The organism is Synechococcus sp. Lug-A (assembly GCF_024345655.1).
In the GTDB taxonomy this organism is placed as follows: domain Bacteria; phylum Cyanobacteriota; class Cyanobacteriia; order PCC-6307; family Cyanobiaceae; genus MW101C3.
In genome coordinates, this window is record NZ_JAGQBN010000021.1 from 12,714 (window position 1) to 31,598 (window position 18,885).

Annotated in this window: 16 protein-coding genes; 9 read left to right on the forward strand and 7 right to left on the reverse strand. The window is 69.2% G+C overall.

The window, feature by feature from the left end; genetic code table 11:
- Nucleotides 1-46: 46 nt before the first annotated feature.
- From KBY86_RS13630 to KBY86_RS13645, 4 genes are read left to right on the forward strand one after another with little or no spacing between them, the layout of a single operon-like run.
- The gene (locus KBY86_RS13630) at nucleotides 47-1,096 is read left to right on the forward strand and encodes an ABC transporter ATP-binding protein (RefSeq protein WP_255141523.1); all 1,050 of its coding nucleotides are present in this window, start codon (nucleotides 47-49) and stop codon (nucleotides 1,094-1,096) included.
- Nucleotides 1,093-2,304: a PotD/PotF family extracellular solute-binding protein gene (locus KBY86_RS13635; protein WP_255141524.1), complete on the forward strand. Its 1,212-nt coding sequence runs from the start codon at nucleotides 1,093-1,095 to the stop codon at nucleotides 2,302-2,304. The genes KBY86_RS13630 and KBY86_RS13635 overlap by 4 nt, the downstream gene beginning before the upstream one ends.
- Complete coding sequence (locus tag KBY86_RS13640; RefSeq protein ID WP_255141525.1) at nucleotides 2,282-3,178, forward strand: ABC transporter permease; 897 nt, start codon at nucleotides 2,282-2,284, stop codon at nucleotides 3,176-3,178. Before KBY86_RS13635 ends, KBY86_RS13640 begins: the two co-directional genes overlap by 23 nt.
- A complete protein-coding gene (locus tag KBY86_RS13645; protein WP_255141527.1) occupies nucleotides 3,175-3,954 on the forward strand; it encodes an ABC transporter permease in 780 nt (259 codons plus the stop codon). The genes KBY86_RS13640 and KBY86_RS13645 overlap by 4 nt, the downstream gene beginning before the upstream one ends.
- Before the next feature lie 60 nt (nucleotides 3,955-4,014).
- Here KBY86_RS13645 and KBY86_RS13650 read toward each other — a convergent pair whose 3' ends face one another.
- The 4 genes from KBY86_RS13650 to acpP are packed head-to-tail and all read right to left on the reverse strand — an operon-like array spanning nucleotide 4,015 to nucleotide 8,365.
- Nucleotides 4,015-4,776 carry a putative 2OG-Fe(II) oxygenase gene (locus KBY86_RS13650; RefSeq protein ID WP_255141546.1) on the reverse strand — a complete coding sequence of 254 codons (762 nt, stop codon included), beginning with the start codon at nucleotides 4,774-4,776 and terminating at the stop codon, nucleotides 4,015-4,017.
- 17 nt (nucleotides 4,777-4,793) lie between these two features.
- Nucleotides 4,794-6,809, reverse strand: coding sequence for a transketolase (gene tkt, locus KBY86_RS13655; RefSeq protein ID WP_255100615.1), 2,016 nt, complete (start codon nucleotides 6,807-6,809; stop codon nucleotides 4,794-4,796).
- Nucleotides 6,810-6,866: 57 nt separating this feature from the next.
- Nucleotides 6,867-8,114 carry a beta-ketoacyl-ACP synthase II gene (gene fabF / locus KBY86_RS13660; RefSeq protein ID WP_255141528.1) on the reverse strand — a complete coding sequence of 416 codons (1,248 nt, stop codon included), beginning with the start codon at nucleotides 8,112-8,114 and terminating at the stop codon, nucleotides 6,867-6,869.
- A gap of 8 nt (nucleotides 8,115-8,122) precedes the next feature.
- Nucleotides 8,123-8,365 (reverse strand): acyl carrier protein, encoded by a 243-nt coding sequence (acpP, locus tag KBY86_RS13665; protein ID WP_094513653.1) that lies wholly within the window; start codon nucleotides 8,363-8,365, stop codon nucleotides 8,123-8,125.
- A 147-nt stretch (nucleotides 8,366-8,512) separates the two neighbouring features.
- On the opposite strand from acpP, the gene psaC reads away from it, so the two are divergent.
- The 4 genes from psaC to KBY86_RS13685 all read left to right on the forward strand — a co-directional run bounded on the left by psaC (nucleotide 8,513) and on the right by KBY86_RS13685 (nucleotide 13,304).
- Nucleotides 8,513-8,758 (forward strand): photosystem I iron-sulfur center protein PsaC, encoded by a 246-nt coding sequence (gene psaC, locus KBY86_RS13670; protein WP_094513650.1) that lies wholly within the window; start codon nucleotides 8,513-8,515, stop codon nucleotides 8,756-8,758.
- Between the two features lie 215 nt (nucleotides 8,759-8,973).
- Complete coding sequence (glmS, locus tag KBY86_RS13675) at nucleotides 8,974-10,911, forward strand: glutamine--fructose-6-phosphate transaminase (isomerizing) (protein ID WP_255141529.1); 1,938 nt, start codon at nucleotides 8,974-8,976, stop codon at nucleotides 10,909-10,911.
- A 38-nt stretch (nucleotides 10,912-10,949) separates the two neighbouring features.
- Entirely contained in the window at nucleotides 10,950-12,242 is a 1,293-nt protein-coding gene (locus tag KBY86_RS13680; RefSeq protein ID WP_255100722.1) for a hemolysin family protein, read from the forward strand.
- A 54-nt stretch (nucleotides 12,243-12,296) separates the two neighbouring features.
- Nucleotides 12,297-13,304 carry a Gfo/Idh/MocA family protein gene (locus KBY86_RS13685; protein WP_094513644.1) on the forward strand — a complete coding sequence of 336 codons (1,008 nt, stop codon included), beginning with the start codon at nucleotides 12,297-12,299 and terminating at the stop codon, nucleotides 13,302-13,304.
- On the opposite strand, the gene KBY86_RS13690 is transcribed toward KBY86_RS13685, so the two are convergent.
- A complete protein-coding gene (locus tag KBY86_RS13690; RefSeq protein ID WP_255141547.1) occupies nucleotides 13,265-16,504 on the reverse strand; it encodes a glycoside hydrolase family 15 protein in 3,240 nt (1,079 codons plus the stop codon). The genes KBY86_RS13685 and KBY86_RS13690 overlap by 40 nt on opposite strands.
- Before the next feature lie 173 nt (nucleotides 16,505-16,677).
- Between KBY86_RS13690 and KBY86_RS13695 the strand changes: the two genes are divergently transcribed.
- Nucleotides 16,678-17,412 carry a WecB/TagA/CpsF family glycosyltransferase gene (locus tag KBY86_RS13695; RefSeq protein ID WP_255141530.1) on the forward strand — a complete coding sequence of 245 codons (735 nt, stop codon included), beginning with the start codon at nucleotides 16,678-16,680 and terminating at the stop codon, nucleotides 17,410-17,412.
- Nucleotides 17,413-17,523: 111 nt separating this feature from the next.
- Here the strand turns inward: KBY86_RS13695 and KBY86_RS13700 are convergent, their stop codons facing one another.
- Complete coding sequence (locus KBY86_RS13700; RefSeq protein WP_094513972.1) at nucleotides 17,524-17,688, reverse strand: photosystem II reaction center protein K; 165 nt, start codon at nucleotides 17,686-17,688, stop codon at nucleotides 17,524-17,526.
- Nucleotides 17,689-17,732: 44 nt separating this feature from the next.
- The gene (gene tgt / locus KBY86_RS13705; RefSeq protein WP_399221597.1) at nucleotides 17,733-18,836 is read right to left on the reverse strand and encodes a tRNA guanosine(34) transglycosylase Tgt; all 1,104 of its coding nucleotides are present in this window, start codon (nucleotides 18,834-18,836) and stop codon (nucleotides 17,733-17,735) included.
- Nucleotides 18,837-18,885 lie beyond the last annotated feature (49 nt).

Here is an 18,885-nt window from a genome sequence, read left to right on the forward strand (position 1 = left end):
CAGCGGGCCGGACATTGCTAAAAGGGGGCCCATTCGCGCTTCCTCTGTGCTCACGCAGCCCGTCCTGGAGAGCGGCCGCGTCGCGGCCCTCCCCGCCGAGGCGATCGCGCTGCGCCATGTGAGCCATCGCTACGGCGATCAGGCCGCCCTCGACAACCTCAGCCTGTCGATCGCTGCCGGCGAGTTCTTCTCCCTGCTGGGCCCCTCCGGCTGCGGCAAGACCACCACCCTGCGCCTGATCGCCGGTTTCGAGCGCCCCCAGGCGGGCCGGATCCTGCTGCAAGGCCAGGACCTCACCCAGGCGCCGCCTCACCGGCGGCCGGTGAATCTGGTCTTCCAGAACTACGCCCTGTTCCCGCACCTCAGCGTCTGGGACAACGTGGCTTTCGGGCCCCGTTCGCTGCGCCGGCCGGAGCCGGAGATCCGCCGCCGGGTGGGCGAAGCGCTTGAGGTGGTGCGGCTCACGGAGCTGGCCCGGCGCCGGCCTCACCAGCTCTCCGGCGGCCAGCAGCAGCGGGTGGCGCTGGCGCGGGCGCTGGTGAACGCCCCGGCTGCCCTGCTGCTGGACGAACCGCTGGCGGCACTCGATCCCGATCTGCGCCGCACCATGCGCTCCGAGCTCAAGCGCATCCAGCGGGAGGTGGGCATCACCTTCCTGCTGGTCACCCACGACCGGGAAGAAGCCCTCAGCCTGAGCGACCGGCTGGCGGTGCTGCACCGCGGCCGGCTCGAGCAGGTGGGCACGCCGCGGGAGCTCTATGAACGCCCCACCAGCGCCGTGGTGGCCACCTTCCTGGGCGCCGCCAACCTGCTGCCCACCGGTGCCGGGGAGGGTGTGCGGCTGCTGCGGCCCGAGCGCCTGCGGCTCAGCGCCTCCCCGCCGGGGGAAGGGGAGCGGGGACTGCGGGCGCGGGTGCGCGAACTCGCCTTTCAGGGAGCCACCGTGGAGGTGCGTCTGCGCTGTGCCGATGATCTGCCGCTGATCGCGATCGATACCAGCGCCGGTCTGCCGGACGATCTCTCCATCGGCACCGAGCTCTGGTGCCGGTGGAACCCCGCCGACAGCCACGCCCTCCAGCCGCCCAGCCGCCCATGACCCGTCCGTTCACCCCCTCCCGCTCCGGCTCCGCCCCATCCCCCCGCAGCCGCCGGGTCTTTCTGCGCCAGCTGGGGCTGGCGGCTGCGGGGGTGGCGCTCACACCGCCGCTGCTGCAGGCCTGTGGCGGTGGGGGTGGCGGCGGCACCGGCGGCCAGAGCGAGGGCGGCGACGGCGGCGGCAAGGACAGGGAGCTGGTGATCTCCAACTTCCCCCTCTATATCGATGTGGACGCCCCTGGCGCCCCCGGCAGTGTGGCGCGCTTCCAGAAGGACACCGGCATCCAGGTGCGCTACGTCGAGGACGTGAATGATGTGCGCCAGTTCTTCGCCCGCATCCAGCCCCAGCTGGCTGCCGGCCGGCCGCTCGCCCAGGACCTGATCGTGCTCACCGGCTGGATGGCCGAACGGCTGATCCGGCTGGGCTGGATGGAACCGCTGCCGCTGGCGGAGGTGCCCAACGCCCGCAATCTTGTCCCCTCCCTGCGCAAGCCTTCCTGGGATCCGGAGCAGCGCTTCAGCCTGCCCTGGCAGTCGGGGATCGCTGGCATTGCTTACAACATCAAGGCCACGGGCCGGGAACTGCGCGGCATCGATGATCTGTTCGATCCAGCGCTCAAGGGCCGCGTGTCGGCGCTGCTGGAGATGCGCGACACCATGGGCCTGCTGATGCTGGCCGACGGCCAGGACATCACCCGCCCCACCTGGGCCGCAGCCCAGCCCTCCTTCGACCGGTTGGAGCAGGCCCGCAAGGACGGCCAGATCCGTCGCTTCACCGGCAACGACTACCAGACCGATCTGCTGGCCGGAAACCTGGCCGCCTGCATCGGCTGGTCGGGGGATGTGGCGCAGCTCTCCATGGAGCAGCCCGACCTGCGCTTCCTGGTGCCGGACAGCGGCGGTGTGCTCTGGGCCGACGTGATGCTGATGCCCAAGGGCGCCCGCCACCCGCAGGAGGTGGCCCGCTGGCTCAACTGGGTCTACGAGCCGGTGGAAGCGGCACGCATCGCCGCTGCGGTGCAGTACATCTCCCCGGTGGAAGGGGTGCGCGAGGTGCTGGCGAAGGATCCCGCCACCGCCCCGTTGGCAAACAACCCGCTGATGTTCCCGGATGCGGCCATGCAGAAGAAGCTGCATGTCTTCGGGCCGCTCAGCGATCAGGAGGAAGCCCGCTGGGAGGAACGCTTTGCCCGTATCACTGAGGGCTGAACTCCGGCGCCACTGGCCGTGGCTGCTGCTGACCCCGGGCCTGCTGTGGCTGCTGGCCCTGTATGTGCTGCCTCTGCTCGGTCTGGTGCCCCTGTCGTTGTCGGAGCCGCTCAGCCGCTTCGGCCTCGACACGGTGTTCACCGGCCGGGTGGCGAACTATCTGGAGGTGCTGCAGGCCTACGGCCCGATCCTGGTGCGTTCCTTCAGCTACGCACTGGTGGCCACGGCCGTGGGCCTGGTGTTGGCCTATCCGCTGGCCTTCGCGATCCGCTTCCATGGCGGCCGCTGGCAACCGCTGCTGATCGGCCTCGTGGTGCTGCCCTCGCTCACGTCCTTTCTGGTGCGGGCGATTGCCTGGACCAGCCTGCTCGGGGACAACGGTCCGGTGCTCGGCGCGCTGGACACCCTTGGGCTCACCGAGCTGCTCAATGGGCTGGGGGTGCTGCGTGAAGGACGGCTGTTGAACACGCCCACTTCGGTGATCCTGGGCCTCACCAATGGGGTGCTGCCGTTTCTGGTGCTGCCGCTGGTGGTGGCGATGGAGCGGATCGATCCCCGCCTGCTGGAGGCCGCCGCTGATCTGCATGCCGGTCCGCTGCGCTCCTTCGTTCGGGTGGTGTGGCCCCTGTCGCTGCCGGGGCTGGGAGCCGGCCTGCTGCTGAGCCTGATCCCGGCGGCCGGTGATGTCGTGAATCCGCTGTTCCTCGGCGGACCCAATGAGCGGATGATCGCCAACACGATCGACAACCTGCTGCTGGTGCAACTGCAGGCGCCCCGGGCTGCGGCCCTGACGCTCATGCTGATGGCGCTGATCTCGGTGGCAGTGGTGCTGCAGCTGCGCAGCCGTGGCGTGGAGGATCTGCCGCTGCCATGAACCGAACCGGTGCGCTGCTGCTGGGTGTATGGAGTGCGCTGGCCTATGGCCTGCTGTATGCGCCGGTGGTCGTCACCGTGCTGTTCAGCTTCAACGCCCCCCGCGGGCGCTTCAACCTGCTGTGGCAGGGCTTCACCCTGGAGAACTGGCGGCATCCGCTGCGTAACGTCGCCCTCACCCAGGCCTTCCTCACCAGCTTCGGCCTTGCCCTGGCGGCTGCGCTGCTGGCGGTGCTGCTGGGCGGGCTGATGGCCCTGGCGCTCAGCCGCGCCCGCCTGCGGGCGGGGCGCTGGATCGAGCTGCTGCTGGCCCTGCCGCTCACCAACCCGGAGATCGTGCTGGCCACGGCCCTGTTCACCCTGTTCGTGCGCGTCGATCTGCCCCGTGGACCGCTCACCTTGTTGCTGTCCCACAGCCTGTTCTGCCTCAGCTACGCGGCGCTCACCCTCAAGGCACGGCTGGCAGGGTTCGACCCAACGCTTGAGCTCGCTGCGCAGGACCTGGGCGCTCCACCGCTGGCGGCCTTCCGCCGGGTCACCCTGCCGCTGCTGGCGCCTGGCCTGCTGGCGGCCACCCTGCTCTCCTTTTCCCTCTCCTTCGACGACTACGTGATCAGCAGCTTCACCGCCGGCGAGATCGTCACCCTGCCGCTCTACCTGGCCGGTGCCTTTCAGCGCGAGATCTCGCCCCAGATCCAGGTGCTCTCCACCATGGTGCTGCTCGTCAGCGCCGTGCTGCTGGTGCTCGCCTCACCGCCCCGCCAGCGCCGCGGTTAGCTCGGCGACAGGCCTGGCCGCGCAAGACCTTGGGTCAGCTGCCCGCCGCCCCCGCTCCGCTCAGGCAAAGCCGCCGGGCCGCTTCCGGGTGGAGGACAGCGACACGTTGCCGCTGGCCGGGGGCGGCACTGGCATGGCCGGGCCCACCTCCAGGCGGCCGCGGGGCACGGCCGCAGCGGTCGGGACTCCTTGCCCCCCTGGCGGCGTGGGAACCGCCTGCACGTTGAAGGCCAGCGACCAGCGCTCGCCTTCGCCACGGAAGGGCGGCACGGAATGGGGCTGCCAGGCGGGGAACACATAGAAGGTGCCCGGCACGGGCTGCACGTAGTGCGCCATACCGGTACGGAAGCTCTGGATGTGCCACTCCTCCGGGCCGTGGAAGCAGAGCTGGCCGTCGAAGCTGGTGCCGTTGATCTGCGGTGGCACCTTCAGGAACAGCACGCCGGAAAACGAGCCGCCATGGGTGTGCACCGGGTTGTAGTCACCGGCCTGCTGGCTGTTGAGCCAGATGTCGATCATCTGCAGGCCGTAGCGGCCCGGATGCCAGGGGCCGCGACCCTGGGGCGGTTGCCGCTCCATCACGTGGCGCAGCCAGCGCTCGCAGGCCGGCAGCACCACCTCGCTGCACAGGGCCGTGATCTCCGGAAACTGCGGACCCAGTTCGCGCTGCTGCTGCAACTGGCCGGCGAGCTTCGCGGAGGCATCGCTGGTGAGGCCGGTATCGGCCAGCACCCGCTCCGCCAGGGAAAGGAGAGGCTCCAGCGTGCCGACCGGCAACGTGCCCGTGAGCACGTAACGCGGAAACAGCTCGAGCATCTCCATCGGCATGGCGGAACGGCTCAGCCCAGGGCCTTCGCCTTCGCCACCACGTTGTCGACCGTGAAGCCGAACTTCTCGAGGCACACACCGCCAGGGGCGGAGGCACCGAAGCGATCGATCGACACGGTGTCACCGTCGAAGCCGGAGTACTTGTGCCAGCCGAACGAGCTGGAGGCCTCCACCACGAGGCGCTTGCGCACCGCCGCGGGCAGCACCGCTTCGCGGTAGCTGGCGTCCTGCTCCTCGAACAGCTCCACACAGGGCATCGACACCACGCGCACCTGCTTCCCATCCGCGCTCAGTTGCTCGGCGGCCTTGACGCAGAGGTCGAGCTCGGTACCGGAGCCGATCAGGATCAGATCGGGGGTGCCGTCGCAGTCGATCAGCACGTAGCCGCCCTTGGCCACCTGATCGATCGACGAGTTGGCCTGGTTCACCATCGCCTGGCGGCTGAGGGCCAGCACGGTGGGGCGCTTGCGGTTGCTGATCGCCACCTTGTAGGCGCCGCTGGTTTCGTTGCCATCGCCGGGACGCATCACCAGCAGGTTGGGGATCGAACGCAGCGAGGCAAGGGTTTCCACCGGTTGATGGGTGGGGCCGTCTTCGCCGAGGCCGATGGAATCGTGGGTGAGCACGTAGATCACGCCCAGCTCGCTGAGGGCCGACAGGCGCATGGCGCCCACCATGTAGCCCGCGAACACCAGGAAGGTGCCGCCGTAGGGCACCAGGCCGCTGCCGTGATAAGCCAGGCCGTTGAGGATCGAGGCCATGGCGTGCTCACGCACGCCGAAGTGCAGGTAGCGATTGGCTTCGCCGCCTTTCTGGAAGCTGGCCTCGCCCTTGATGTCGGTGAGGTTGGAGTGGGTGAGGTCGGCGGAGCCGCCGATCAGCTCCGGCAGGCTGGGTCCCACGGCGTTGAGCACGTTGTAGGAGTGCTGGCGGGTGGCCAGGCCTTTGTCTGCGGGGGTGAAGGTGGGCAGCTTGGCTTCCCAGCCCTCGGGCAGCTCGCCACGCAGCTGGCGCTCGAATTCAGCTGCCTCGGTGGGGTACTGGGAGCGGTAGGTCTCCAGGTCGGCGTTCCACTGCGCTTCGGCGGCGGCACCGCGGCTGAGGGCCTGGCGCCAGTGGTCGTAGGCCTCCTGGGGCACTTCGAACGGTCCATACGACCAGCCAAGGGCCTTGCGGGTGAGCTCGGCTTCGTCAGCGCCGAGGGCGGCGCCGTGCACACCGGCGGTGTTGGCTTTGTTGGGGGAGCCGTAGCCGATGGTGGTGGTGACCTTGATCAGGCTGGGCTTGTCGGTGACCGCCTTGGCCTCCTCGATCGCCTTGGTGATCGCCGCCACATCGGTGTTGCCATCGGGCACATGCAGCACGTGCCAGCCATAGGCCTCGTACCGCTTCATCACGTCTTCGGTGAACGACACCGCGGTGTTGCCGTCGATCGTGATGTGGTTGTCGTCGTAGAGGGCGATCAGCTTGCCCAGGCCCAGGTGGCCCGCCAGGGAGGCGGCTTCGCTGGCCACCCCTTCCTGATTGCAGCCGTCGCCCATGATCACGTAGGTGTAGTGATCAACCAGCTCAACGCCGGGCTTGTTGAACCGCGCTGCCATGTGGGCTTCGGCGATCGCCAGGCCCACGGCGTTGGCGATGCCCTGGCCGAGAGGGCCGGTGGTGACTTCGACACCGGCGGTTTCAAAGGTTTCCGGGTGGCCGGGGGTCTTGGAGCCCCACTGGCGGAACTGCTTGATGTCCTCCAGCCCCACGCTGTCGTAGCCGGTGAGGTGCAGCAGCGAATAGAGCAGCATGCAGCCGTGGCCGGCCGAGAGCACGAAGCGGTCGCGGTTGAACCAGCCGGGGTTGCTGGGGTTGTGCTTCAGGACCCTGTCCCACAGCGCATAGGCCATCGGCGCTGCGCCCATCGGCAGGCCCGGGTGACCGGAATTCGCCTTGTTGACGGCATCGATCGCCAGGAAGCGGATGCTGTTGATGCAGAGGGTGTCGATGGACAAGGTGTCCACTGAAGGGGCAGCGACCATGGCGAAGAGGAGGGGGGTGGTGTGAGGGCTTCCTGAAGGACGGCTGAACGGGGGCGTTCAGGGCTTCCTGCGGAATGCGAGGCAGACGTTGTGACCACCAAACCCGAAGGAGTTCGAGAGCACGACGTTCAGTTTCTGTTCCCGCGCCTGGTTCGGCACGACATCCAGATCACAAGCCGGATCCGGATTCTGGAAGTTGATCGTAGGGGGTATGAGGTTGTGCTCCATCGCCTTGACCACGGCGACGGCTTCGATGCCGCCGCTGCCGCCGAGCAGGTGGCCGGTCATGGATTTGGTGGAGCTGATCGGTGTGCGCAGCGCGTGCGGACCGAGCGCGGCCTTGATGGCGGCCGTTTCGTTGCTGTCGTTGGCCTGGGTGCTGGTGCCGTGCGCATTCACGTAATCCACAGCTTCGGCGTCGAGGCGGGCATCACGCAGGGCCAGCCGCATCGCTTCGGCACCACCCACCCCACCGGGTGTGGGGGAGGTGATGTGGTGGGCATCGCAGGTCATGCCGTAGCCGACGATCTCCGCCAGCACCTCGGCGCCGCGCCGGGTGGCGTGATCCAGGCTTTCCAGCACCAGAATCCCGGCCCCTTCGCCGATCACGAAGCCGTTGCGCTCCGCATCGAAGGGGCGACTGGCGGTGGCGGGGTCGTCGTTGCGGAACGACAGTGCCTTGGCACTGGCGAAACCCGCCACTCCGAGTGGAGTGATCGCCGATTCGGCGCCGCCGCACACCATGGCGTCGGCCAGGCCCATCTGGATCAGGCGGAAGGCGTCGCCGATGGCGTTGGAGCCGGCGGCACAGGCGGTGGCCACGGCGCTGCTCGGACCCTTGGCCCCCAGGGCGATGGCGGCCAGGCCGGCGGCCATGTTGGGAATCATCATCGGCACGCAGAACGGGCTGACCCGGTCCGGCCCGCGGTCGGCCAGCACATGGGCCTGGCTCTCCATCATCAGCAGTCCGCCCACACCAGAGCCGATCGACACACCCACCCGGTCGGCGTTGGTGCCGTCGATCGTGAGACCGGCATCCAGCACGGCTTGCTTGGCGGCCACCACGCCGAACTTGCAGAAGCGATCCCAGCGCTTGGCTTCCTTGCGGTCGATCATGCCGACGGGATCGAAATCCTTCACTTCCGCCGCAAAACGGCAGGCATGGCGCGAGGCGTCGAACAGGGTGATCGCGGCCACGCCATTGCGCCCCGAGGCCAGGCCTTCCCAGTAATCGGTAACGGTGTTGCCGATCGGTGTGACCGCGCCCAGGCCTGTGACCACGACGCGGTGGAGTCCCTCCACCATCAACACCCTCAGGCCTGCTTATCCAGGATGTAAGTCACGGCATCACCCACGGTGGTGATGCCTTCAGCGGCCTCGTCGGGGATCTCGATATCGAAGGCTTCTTCCAGGGCCATCACCAGCTCCACCGTGTCGAGAGAGTCGGCGCCGAGGTCGTTCTGGAAGTTCGATTCGGGCTTGACCTCAGCGGCATCCACGCTGAGTTGCTCGGCAACGATCGAACGCACTTTCTCGAAGATCGCTTCCTGTGACATGGCCGCTTAGAGGGAGGCCGCATCCTACGGGTCGCCCCGGACGGGCCCCCGAGCCATATGAAAAAGAATGACGGCCTCGGGCCGGCCCAGCCTTGGCTTCGGTCGCCTTGGGTACCTTGGCCGCACGCCGTTCGCCTCCGGTCGGGCATGTCCCACTCCGTCAAGATCTACGACACCTGCATCGGTTGCACCCAGTGCGTCCGTGCCTGCCCTCTCGATGTGCTGGAGATGGTGCCCTGGGATGGCTGCAAGGCCGGCCAGATCGCTTCTTCCCCTCGCACCGAAGACTGCATCGGTTGCAAGCGTTGTGAAACCGCCTGCCCCACCGACTTCCTCAGCGTCCGCGTCTACCTGGGCGACGAGACCAGCCGCAGCATGGGTCTGGCCTACTGAAGTCAGGCGCAGCCTTCTGCAGCGCTTCCAGCCCGGCGCACGCCGGGCTTTTGCATGTCGGGCCCTGCCCGCTGTGCGTGCCAGCCGCAAGAAGCTTCAGCCTGGGTGCCGGCGGCCCTGCACCTGGCACCTGTCAGCTCGCAGCAGCTGGCACCTGGCACTGTTGCCAGGCAGCGGCGATCCTGTAGAACCACCCCAATTCCGGCCCATCGCCCATGTGCGGCATCGTTGCGGTGATCGGCTCCAGGGAGGCCGCCCCTCTCTTGATGGAAGGCCTCCGTCAGCTCGAGTACCGCGGCTACGACTCCGCCGGTCTGGCCACCGTGTCGATGGCTGCCGGGGCCGCCGCCCCCTCGGCTGACCCGGCCGGCACCCACCAGCTCGTCTGCCTGCGGGCCGAGGGCAAGCTGGTGAACCTGGCCCAGCGGCTGGAGCGGCAGGGCGCCCCCGGCAACTGCGGCATCGGCCACACCCGCTGGGCCACCCACGGCAAGCCCGAGGAGCGCAACGCCCACCCCCACCTCGATGGCAGCGGCCAGCTGGCGGTGGTCCAGAACGGCATCATCGAAAATCACCGGCAACTGCGCGAGGAGCTGCAGGCCCAGGGCGTCCACTTCCGCTCCGACACCGACACGGAGGTGATCCCGCACCTGATCGCGCGGGAGCTGGCGGCGCGGCTGGACGCGGGGGCGATCCCGAGCGGCGCCCTTCTGCTCGAAGCGCTGCAGCAGGTGTTGCCCCTGCTGCATGGCGCCTACGCCATCGCGGTGCTGTGGGCCCAGACGCCCGGCGCCCTGGTGGTGGCCCGCCGTCAGGCACCCCTGCTGATCGGTCTTGGCGAAGGGGAGTTCCTCTGTGCCAGCGACACGCCCGCCCTGGCCGGCTTCACCCGCACGATCCTGCCGCTGGAGGACGGCGAGCTGGCCCTGCTCACGCCCCTCGGCATCGAGCTTTATGACGCCGCCGGTGCCCGGGTGCAGCGCCTGCCGCGCCTGCTCACCGGCACCGAGCACGTGGCGGATAAGCGCAGCTTCCGCCACTTCATGCTCAAGGAGATCCATGAGCAGTCGGAAACGGCGGCCTTGTGGGTGGCGCGTCACCTGCCCGAGCCGAACGGCGGCCCGGCCGGACCCTCCCTGGTGGCCCTGCCCCTGGAAGACGGGGTGTTCGAGCAGGTGGAGCGGATTCAGATCCTCGCCTGCGGCACCAGCCGCCATGCCTCGATGGTGGGCGCTTACCTGCTGGAGCAGCTGGCCGGCCTGCCCACCTCGGTGTTTTACGCCAGCGAGTTCCGCTACGCACCGCCGCCGCTGGTGCCCCATACCCTCACGATCGGGGTCACCCAGTCGGGCGAAACCGCTGACACCCTCGCCGCCTTGCTGATGGAGCGTGAGCGGCGCGACCTGATCCCCGATCCCGCCTACGCCCCGAAGTTGCTGGGCATCACCAACCGGGCGGAGAGCTCGCTCGGACGCCTTGTTCCCCACCTGCTCGACATCGGCGCCGGCATCGAGGTGGGGGTGGCCGCCACCAAGACCTTCATGGGCCAGCTGCTGGCCTTCTATGGCCTGGCCCTGTCGTTCGCCGAGCGGCGCTCCAGCCGCAGCCCGGCCCAGCTGCAGGCCCTGGTGAGCGGCCTGCGGGCCCTGCCGGCCCAGCTCCAGCAGCTGGTGGAAACGCACGACCGCCAGTGCGCCGAGCTGGCCCATCTGTTCGCCGATACCCAGGACGTGATTTTCCTGGGCCGGGGCATCAACTACCCGATCGCCCTGGAGGGGGCCCTCAAGCTCAAGGAGATCAGCTACATCCACGCCGAGGGCTACCCGGCCGGCGAGATGAAGCACGGGCCGATCGCCCTGCTCGATGCGCGTGTGCCGGTGGTGTCGATCGCCATGCCTGGTGTGGTGTTCGACAAGGTGCTCTCCAACGCCCAGGAGGCCAAGGCGCGTGACGCCCGTCTGATCGGCGTGGCGCCGGAAGGCCCCGACACCGGACTCTTCGATGTGCTGCTGCCGGTGCCGGCCGTCGACGAGCTGCTCTCGCCCCTGCTCACCGTGATCCCGATGCAGTTGCTCAGCTATCACATCGCGGCCCATCGCGGCCTCGACGTCGATCAGCCCCGCAACCTGGCCAAGAGCGTCACTGTGGAGTGACCCTTCCCTTCGCCCCTGACGCTCCGATCGTGCTGGTCCTGCGCCTGAGTCTCCTGCTGGTGGCCCTGGTGGCCCTGCTGGGCTTCTTCGCCGCCGCCGAATTCGCCCTGATCCGCCTGCGCCCCAGCCGGGTGCAGGTGCTCGCCAGCGGGGGCACGCCGGGCGCCAAGGCGGTGGAGCGGTTGCAGAAGCGGCTGCGCCGCACGTTGCTGGCCACCCAGCTGGGCGCCACGCTGGCGGTGGTGGCGCTGGGCTGGTCGGGGCGCGGCCTGGCGGCCAGCCTCGATCCCGAGGGTGAGAGCCCCTGGATTGACCTGCTGGTGTTCGCCGTGATCGTGAGCCTGGCCACCCTGCTGGGCGGCCTGATCCCGAAGGCCTGGGTGCTGCATCGCCCGGAGGCCTCCGCCCTGCGGCTGGCGCCGGTGCTGGAGTCGGTGAGCCGCACCCTGGCGCCACTGCTCACGGCGTTCGAGCGCGTCACCGTCACGCTGTTGCGCCTGCTGGGGCTGCCCCGCAACTGGGATGCGCTGGTGCCGGCACTGTCAGCCGGAGAGCTGGAAACCCTGATCGAATCGAACAGCGTCACGGGCCTGATGCCGGATGAGCGCAACATCCTCGAAGGGGTGTTCTCCCTGCGGGACACGCAGGTGCGTGAGGTGATGGTGCCCCGCTCCGGCATGGTCACCCTGCCGCTTGATGCCTGCTTCGCCGAACTGATGGATGCGGTCCATCAGACCCATCACGCCCGCTTCCCGGTGATCGGTCAGTCGTTGGACGACGTGCGCGGCATGCTCGACCTGCGCCGCCTCGCCGAACCGATCGCCCGCGGCCAGTTGCAGGGGGACACCCCATTGGCCCCCTTCATCTCACCGGTGGCTCGCGTGCAGGAAACCGCCTCGCTGGCGGAGCTGCTGCCGCTGATCCGCAGCGGCCAGCCGCTGCTGGTGGTGGTTGATGAGCACGGGGGCACCGAGGGGCTGGTCACGGTGGCCGATCTCACCGGCGAGATCGTCGGCGAGGAAGACGATCAGCACGAGGGTGGCGACGATCTTCAGCAGCTGCCGGACGACAGCTGGCTGGTGGCCGGCGAGCTGGAAATCTTCGAGCTGAACCGGCAGCTGGGCCTGCGTCTGCCCGAAGCCGATGGCCACCACACCCTGGCCGGCTTCCTGCTGGAGCGGCTGCAGCACATCCCGGCGCCCGGAGAGAGCCTGCGCTGGAAGGGCCACCACTTCGAGATCACCGCCATGGACGGCCCCCGCATTGAGCGGGTTCACATCACCTGCCGGTCTGCCGATGAACGGGGCCCCGCAGCGCAGGGTGATCGTTGATAATGCCGTCTCAGGAACGAGGTCTGGGCCGTTGACGCGTGAGCATGTGACGCGATGACGACGGATCCCATCACGCCGGTGAAGGTAGGGGTCATTGGCATCGGCAACATGGGTTGGCACCACGCCCGGGTGCTGAGCCTCCTGCGCGATGCGGAGCTGGTGGGGGTGGCCGACCCCGACGCCCAGCGCGGCCGCCTGGCGGTCGAGCAGTTCGGCTGCCGCTGGTTCCCCGACTACGGCCCCCTGCTGAGTGAGGTGGAGGCGGTCTGCATCGCCGTTCCTACCCTCCTGCACCACCGGGTCGGCATGGCCTGCCTGCAGGCCGGCCTGCACGTGCTGATCGAGAAGCCGATCGCCGCCACCCAGGAGGAGGCCAGCGCCCTGATTCAAGCCGCCGAAGCCAGCGCCCGCCAGCTGCAGGTGGGCCACATCGAGCGCTTCAACCCCGCCTTCCGCGAACTGCGCAAGGTGGTGGCCAATGAGGAAGTGGTGGTGCTGGAAGCCCGCCGCCATAGCCCCCATGCCGATCGGGCCAACGATGTGTCGGTGGTGCTCGATCTGATGATCCACGACATCGACCTGGTGCTGGAGCTCGCCCAGGCGCCGGTGGTGCGGCTGGCGGCGGCCGGCGGGCGCAGCGGCGAAGGCCCGATCGACTACGTCAACGCCACGCTCGGCTTCGAGAACGGCGTGGTGGCGAGCCTCACGGCCAGCAAGATGGCCCACCGCAAGATCCGCAGCCTCAGCGCTCACTGCCGCGCCAGCCTGGTGGAAACCGACTTCCTCAACCGCAGCCTGCACATCCACCGCCGCGCCCACGAGTGGGTGTCGGCCGATCACGGCGAATTGCTCTACCGCAACGATGGCTTCATCGAGGAGGTGAGCACCACCTCGATCGAGCCGCTCTACGCCGAGCTGGAGCACTTCCTGCAGTGCGTGCGTGGCCGGGAAACCCCGGCGGTGGATGGCCAGCAGGCCTCCCGCGCCCTGCTGCTGGCCAACCTGATCGAGCGGGCGGTGGATCAGCCGGCGCTCTGCATGGCCCTCGACGCGCCCATCTGAGCCGGGGCCGGTGCCCGGGGGATCACCGCCAGGTCGCGCAGGGCCAGCATCTGCCAGCGGCGGCAGGTGGCCGGTGAGGAGCGGTAGAAGAGATCCCAGGCCGACGCCTTCTGCTGTGGGTAGCTCTCGATCGGCTGGTGCGGATGGGTCTGGGCCCAGCCGGCCCGCACCGCGTAGCCGATCACCACATCGAGGGCCAGGTAGTCGTCGAAGCGCACCTGGGGGTTGGCCCCCACGAAGGCCACCAGCGACAGCAGTGTTTCCGTGCAGAGCTGCCGGTATTCCGGCGCTTCGATCTTGATCAGCAGGTGCTCCACCAGCGCGGCGAAGTTGCGTTCGCCCCGGGTCTTCTCCGACAGCAGCGGTTCGCTCTCGAGGCGGTTGCGGCGCTCCAGCTTGTCGCCGATCACCAGGCCGCGGCAATGGTGCAGCAGGTCCCAGATGCCGGCGTAAAAATCGCGCGGGACCCGCTGCAGGGCCCCCAGCCGCTGGCGGTGCTGCAGCCAGCTGGTGCCGCCGGGGGGGAGATCTTCCATCGGATCCGGCACTTCCCACTGCACCCGCCCCTGCAGGTGGAGCTGCTCCTTGGCCAGCAGCGCCTCGCGGGCGTGATCCACGTCGGCGAGCACGGCCCGCAACCGCCGCCGGATGGCATGGGGCGGGAGGCTGCAGAGCGTTTCGAAGGCTTCGTCGGGGGTGAGATCCTGCTCGGCGGCCAGCTCGCCGGTGAGCAGCAGCAGCAGCTGGCCCAGCTGCAGGGTGAGGCTGCCCTGCAGCAGTTTCGGCTCCAGCCGCGCCAGGCCATCGAGGGCAAGCAGCAGCTCCTGCTGCAGCATCCATTCACGGCCGTCCTCGCCGCTGAAGCGCTGGATCATTGCCGCGATCGCCACGCTGCCCTGCGGTTCGGTGATCAGCGAGTCGCGGGTGTAGTTGCGGCCCACCACCAGCTGCTTCTGGTGCACCAGCAGATCGGTGAGCGCATCCTCCAGCTGGGGGTGCACCAGTTGCATCAGCCCGCCGCAGCGTCGCACCACGTTCCAGTCGCCCGTCATCAGTCCGCGGCGGTACACCTCCTCCACCAGACCCCGCAGGGTCACCGGTCCGCTGCTGAACGGCCCCTGCAGGATGGCGTTGGGGCCGAGCCGCCGCACCAGCTGCTCCAGCACCTCGGCCTGTTCGGGCAGGGAGGTGCTGCTCCAGAGCCGGTCCGCGAGGACCGGCAGGGGCGCGTCATCCAGTTCCTGCTCCTGCTGGATCGTGAGCGGTTGCTGGCTGGTGCTCTGCTGAAGGAGTGGGGGGCGGCTGTTGGCCGCCGGCGCGGTGGCGGCCGGCAGCGGCGGCAGCGTTTCCCAGCCGGCCAGCTCGGTGAAGGCTTCGAGGCGGTCGAGCCGCACCGGTACCCCCTCCACCAGCCCTTCCTGCAGCCTTTCACCCAGCCGCAGCAAGGCACCGGGATCCCTGCCGAAGGGCACCACGGCGAGGGGAATCACCAGCAGCGGCAGCCCCGGCCCGCGCCACTGGCGCATCAGCACCCGCAGCTCGCTCACCACCGTGTCGGCGAGCTGTTCAGGGTCGTCGGCCAGGTAGAAGGTGCCCTCCTCCAGCACGGCGGGCAGGAAGGCGATGGGGTCCTCGCCGTCGGCGCCCGGGCAGCGGTAGAGACGCGCCGTGGCCATGGTTTCCATCCGCACGGGCGGGTGGCCGCTGAGACCAAGCCGGGCGTTGGCGCCCACCTGGGCCTTGCGCCGTGCTAGCTGCTGGGAGCTGGCGATGCGCACGGCGCCATCCGGCCGGCTCACCGGCAGGCCTTTCTGCTCCAGGGCGTCGGCGATCTCGGCTGTGGCCGGCGCCAGGGCCACCAGCACCTGCTCCGCCCCCAGCGGCCGTGGCAGCCGCCGCCCGCAGGGGTCGATGTCCTCGGGCTCGATGAGGCCGTGCAGCAGCAGATCCCCCAGCCAGGTGAGGCTCTGGGTCCACAGCAGCGGCACGTTCGCGTTTGGCACCCGGGCCTGGCTGCCGGGCTGGCGCCGCTCTGCGGCAATCGCCTCCTCCGGCACCAGGTAGAGCTCAGGCAGCAGCGGCACGCCCTCCACCAGCACGCTCACGGATTCCAGCCGCCGGCGCCAGCGCCAGGCTTCCTCCCAGCGCTGCTCGCAGCAGGCGGTGACCAGCTCGTAGCCCAGGAACAGCGGCCATTCGCACTCGATGCTCTCGAACTGCGCCAGCTCCTCCCGTTCGTAGTGGAGGCGGTTGTGGTCTTCGATCAGGGTCTGGTGGCCATCGCGGCGAAAGCGCTTGTAGCCGTAGGCGCCGCCGAGCTCGCGGCGGATCTTGGTGCGGGTGCGCTCCACCAGCTCTTGCGTGTCCACCGCCCAGGCCGGGTAGCCGATCACCGCCAGGCAGGCGCTGTCCACCTCCTTGCTGGCCGATTCCCGGGGCAGCAGAGCCTGCAGGGCCCGCCGCAGCCGCACGATCGCGTCGTGGGGAATGTGAAGACGGCAGTGGCCGTCGCCATGGGGGCCGTAGAGATCCAGCCCTTCGAGCGCCTCGAGCGCCGCCTTCACCAGGCCGATCGAACTGGCATTCCGCTCCGGTTCGCCGTGGTTGCCTTTGTCACCCCGCTCCCAGATGCCGTAATCGGCCACCCGGTAGGCGCGGGCCACGTAGTACACGAGGTTCTGCAGGAAATCCCGCTCGTGATGGCTGCGCACCACCACCAGCCCCGCCCGGGTGAGCTGCGCCAGCTGCAGCAGGTAGAGCGCCGTGGCATCGAGCTGCAGGTGGCCCCAGCCGTCATCCGGCACCACTGGATCGCCGCTGGAGGTCTCGAACTTGGCGTGAATGGCATCGAGGCGGTCGAGGCTGCGCTTGAAGCGCTCCACCTTGTGGGCCTGGCGCATCATCGCCGTGAGCAGGCCGCGCATCAGCTGCAGCACCCGCTGTTCCAGCTCATACACGCGTGTGCCGGCTCCGTGCAGGCGCCGCTGGGCGATGGCCAGCCCCCAGACGCACTGAATCGAATACACCCCGTCCCGCACCCAGGCGTCGCCGTAGTTGCCGTGAACGGTGTGGGCGGTGCTGGCGGGCAGCAGTCCGCTGATCGGGTGCTGGCGCACCAGCACCACATGGTCGATCTGGGCGTGGAGCCGCTCGAGCAGCGCTTCGGCCTCGGACCGCTCCAGCCGCAGCGGACCCTGCATCACCGGCGCTTCAGGTGCGGGCAGGCCATGGGAGGCATCGCCGCTGCTCCAGGTGTCCGCCGCCCAGCTCTCTGTCATTCCTGCTCCGGCTCCGTGCGACGGGAATCGCGGCGCCACCGGCACCGGTACTCTCCACTCATTCTCTCCCGCGGCCCCACGGCCCTCAGGCAGCGATGGCCACACAATCCACCCCGTTGGCTGGCCGGCGTTCCCTGGTGCTCGGCCTGCCGGTGGATGTCTGCCCGGATGTGTTCGCGGCGGCGCTGGATCTCCATGGCGCCGGCGGCGGCCAGATCGTCACCCTCAATGCCGAGATGACCATGGCCGCCCTGGAGCAGCCGGAGCTGGGCGCGGTGATCCATGCCGCCGAGCTGGTGATTCCCGATGGCGCCGGCGTGGTGTGGGCCCTGCGCCGGCAGGGGCATCGGGTGCGGCGCACGCCCGGCATCGAGCTGGCGGATCGGCTGCTGCAGCAGGCCGCCGAGGCCGGCTGGCGCGTGGCCTTGGTGGGGGCCAGCCCGCAGGTGATGGCCTCACTGAGCGAGCAACTGCGCCGGCGCCTGCCCGCCCTCCAGCTGGTGATGACGATCCATGGCTACCAGGCGCCGGAAGCCTGGCCAGGCCTGGAGCACGCCCTGCAGAGCGCCCAGCTGGATCTGGTGCTGGTGGCGCTGGGGGTGCCCCGCCAGGAAACCTGGATTCAACGCGTCCACCACGGCCGCCGCGGGCTGTGGATGGGGGTGGGCGGCAGCTTTGATGTCTGGGCCGGCGTCAAAAAAAGGGCGCCCCGGTGGATGGGCGCCCTGCAATTGGAATGGTTGTTCCGGCTGATTCAGGAACCGGCCCGCTGGCAGCGGATGCTGGCCTTGCCGGCCTTTGCCTGGGCGGTGATCCGGGAACGGCGCTGAAGCACCCCGCCATCGCCACACAGCCATTTGCCACGGCGATCAGCTGCCGCTAGCGGCGGAAGACCAAGTCGGAGAGGATGCGATCAGCGGAGCGCGATCCAGACAAGGAGATCAGCGGAAGCCCACCGAGGCCTGCCACACGAAGGCCAGCAGCAGGAAGAAGAGGGGGATGATCGGCAGGATGTCCACCAGAGGACCGAACGCCTGATAGGCCTCGGGAAGCTGGGCCAGGGTGGAGCCCGGCGCGGCGTTGGCAGTCGCGAGGGCGAACAGCATGGAGAAAGGCATCGCGGGCCTTGGAAACCTGTGTGGCTCGGACGCTACCACGTGTGCGCCGCCGGAGATCCCTGCTCCCACGGAGCGAAATCCTCTGAAAAACACCCCTCGCGGATCGCTTGTGCCATGGCGCTGGTGAAGCGCAGCAGCTGGGTGAGGTTGTGGAGGCTGAGCAGGATGCGCCCCAGCAGTTCCTCGCTGCGGATCAGGTGGTGGAGGTAGGCGCGGCTGTGGTGGGCGCAGGCCGGGCAGGGGCAGCTGGGATCGAGCGGGGCGTGGTCGTGGCGGAAGCGGGCATTGCGCAGGTTCCAGCGCTCGCCTCCCACCAGTGCGGTGCCGTGCCGGCCCAGCCGGGTCGGCAGCACGCAGTCGAACAGATCAATCCCCTGCGCTACCGCGATCGCCATTTCGCGGTAGCTGCCCACTCCCATCAGATAACGCGGCCGGTCGTCCGGCAGCAGCGGCGTCACCTGGCGCACGATGCGATGCATCGCCTCCACCGGTTCGCCCACGCTCACCCCACCGATGGCGATGCCGGGCAGGCCCATCGCCGCCACCGCCCGCGCCGATTCTTCGCGCAGGTGGGCATGGGTGCCCCCCTGCACGATGCCGAACAGGGCCTGATCGGGCCGGCTGTGGTGGGCGATGCAGCGTTCCAGCCAGCGGTGCGTGCGCCGGTTGGCTTCCGCCACATCGGTTTCGCTGGCCGGATAGGGGGGGCACTGGTCGAAGGCCATGGCCACATCCGCACCGAGCGCCATCTGGATCTCCATCGACCGCTCCGGCGTGAGCGTGATGCGGGCGCCGTCACGGGGGGAGCGGAACACCACGCCGTCGTCGTTGATCGTGTTGATCGCCCCGAGGCTGAACACCTGGAAGCCACCGGAATCGGTGAGCAGCGGGCCGCTCCAGCCCATGAAGCGATGCAGGCCGCCCGCTTCCGCCACCACCTGTTCGCCTGGTTGGAGATGCAGGTGATAGGTGTTGGCCAGCACCATCTGGGCCTTGGTGGCGCGCAGTTGCTCAGGGGTGACCCCCTTCACCGTGGCCAGGGTGCCCACCGGCATGAAGCGCGGCGTGTCCACCACCCCGTGAGGGGTGTGGAAGCTGCCGCAGCGGGCATGGCTGTGGCTGCAGCGGTGGGACACCTGAAAGTGGAATGGCGCCGCGGCCTCAGGCCCGGCAGCCTCGGGGGCG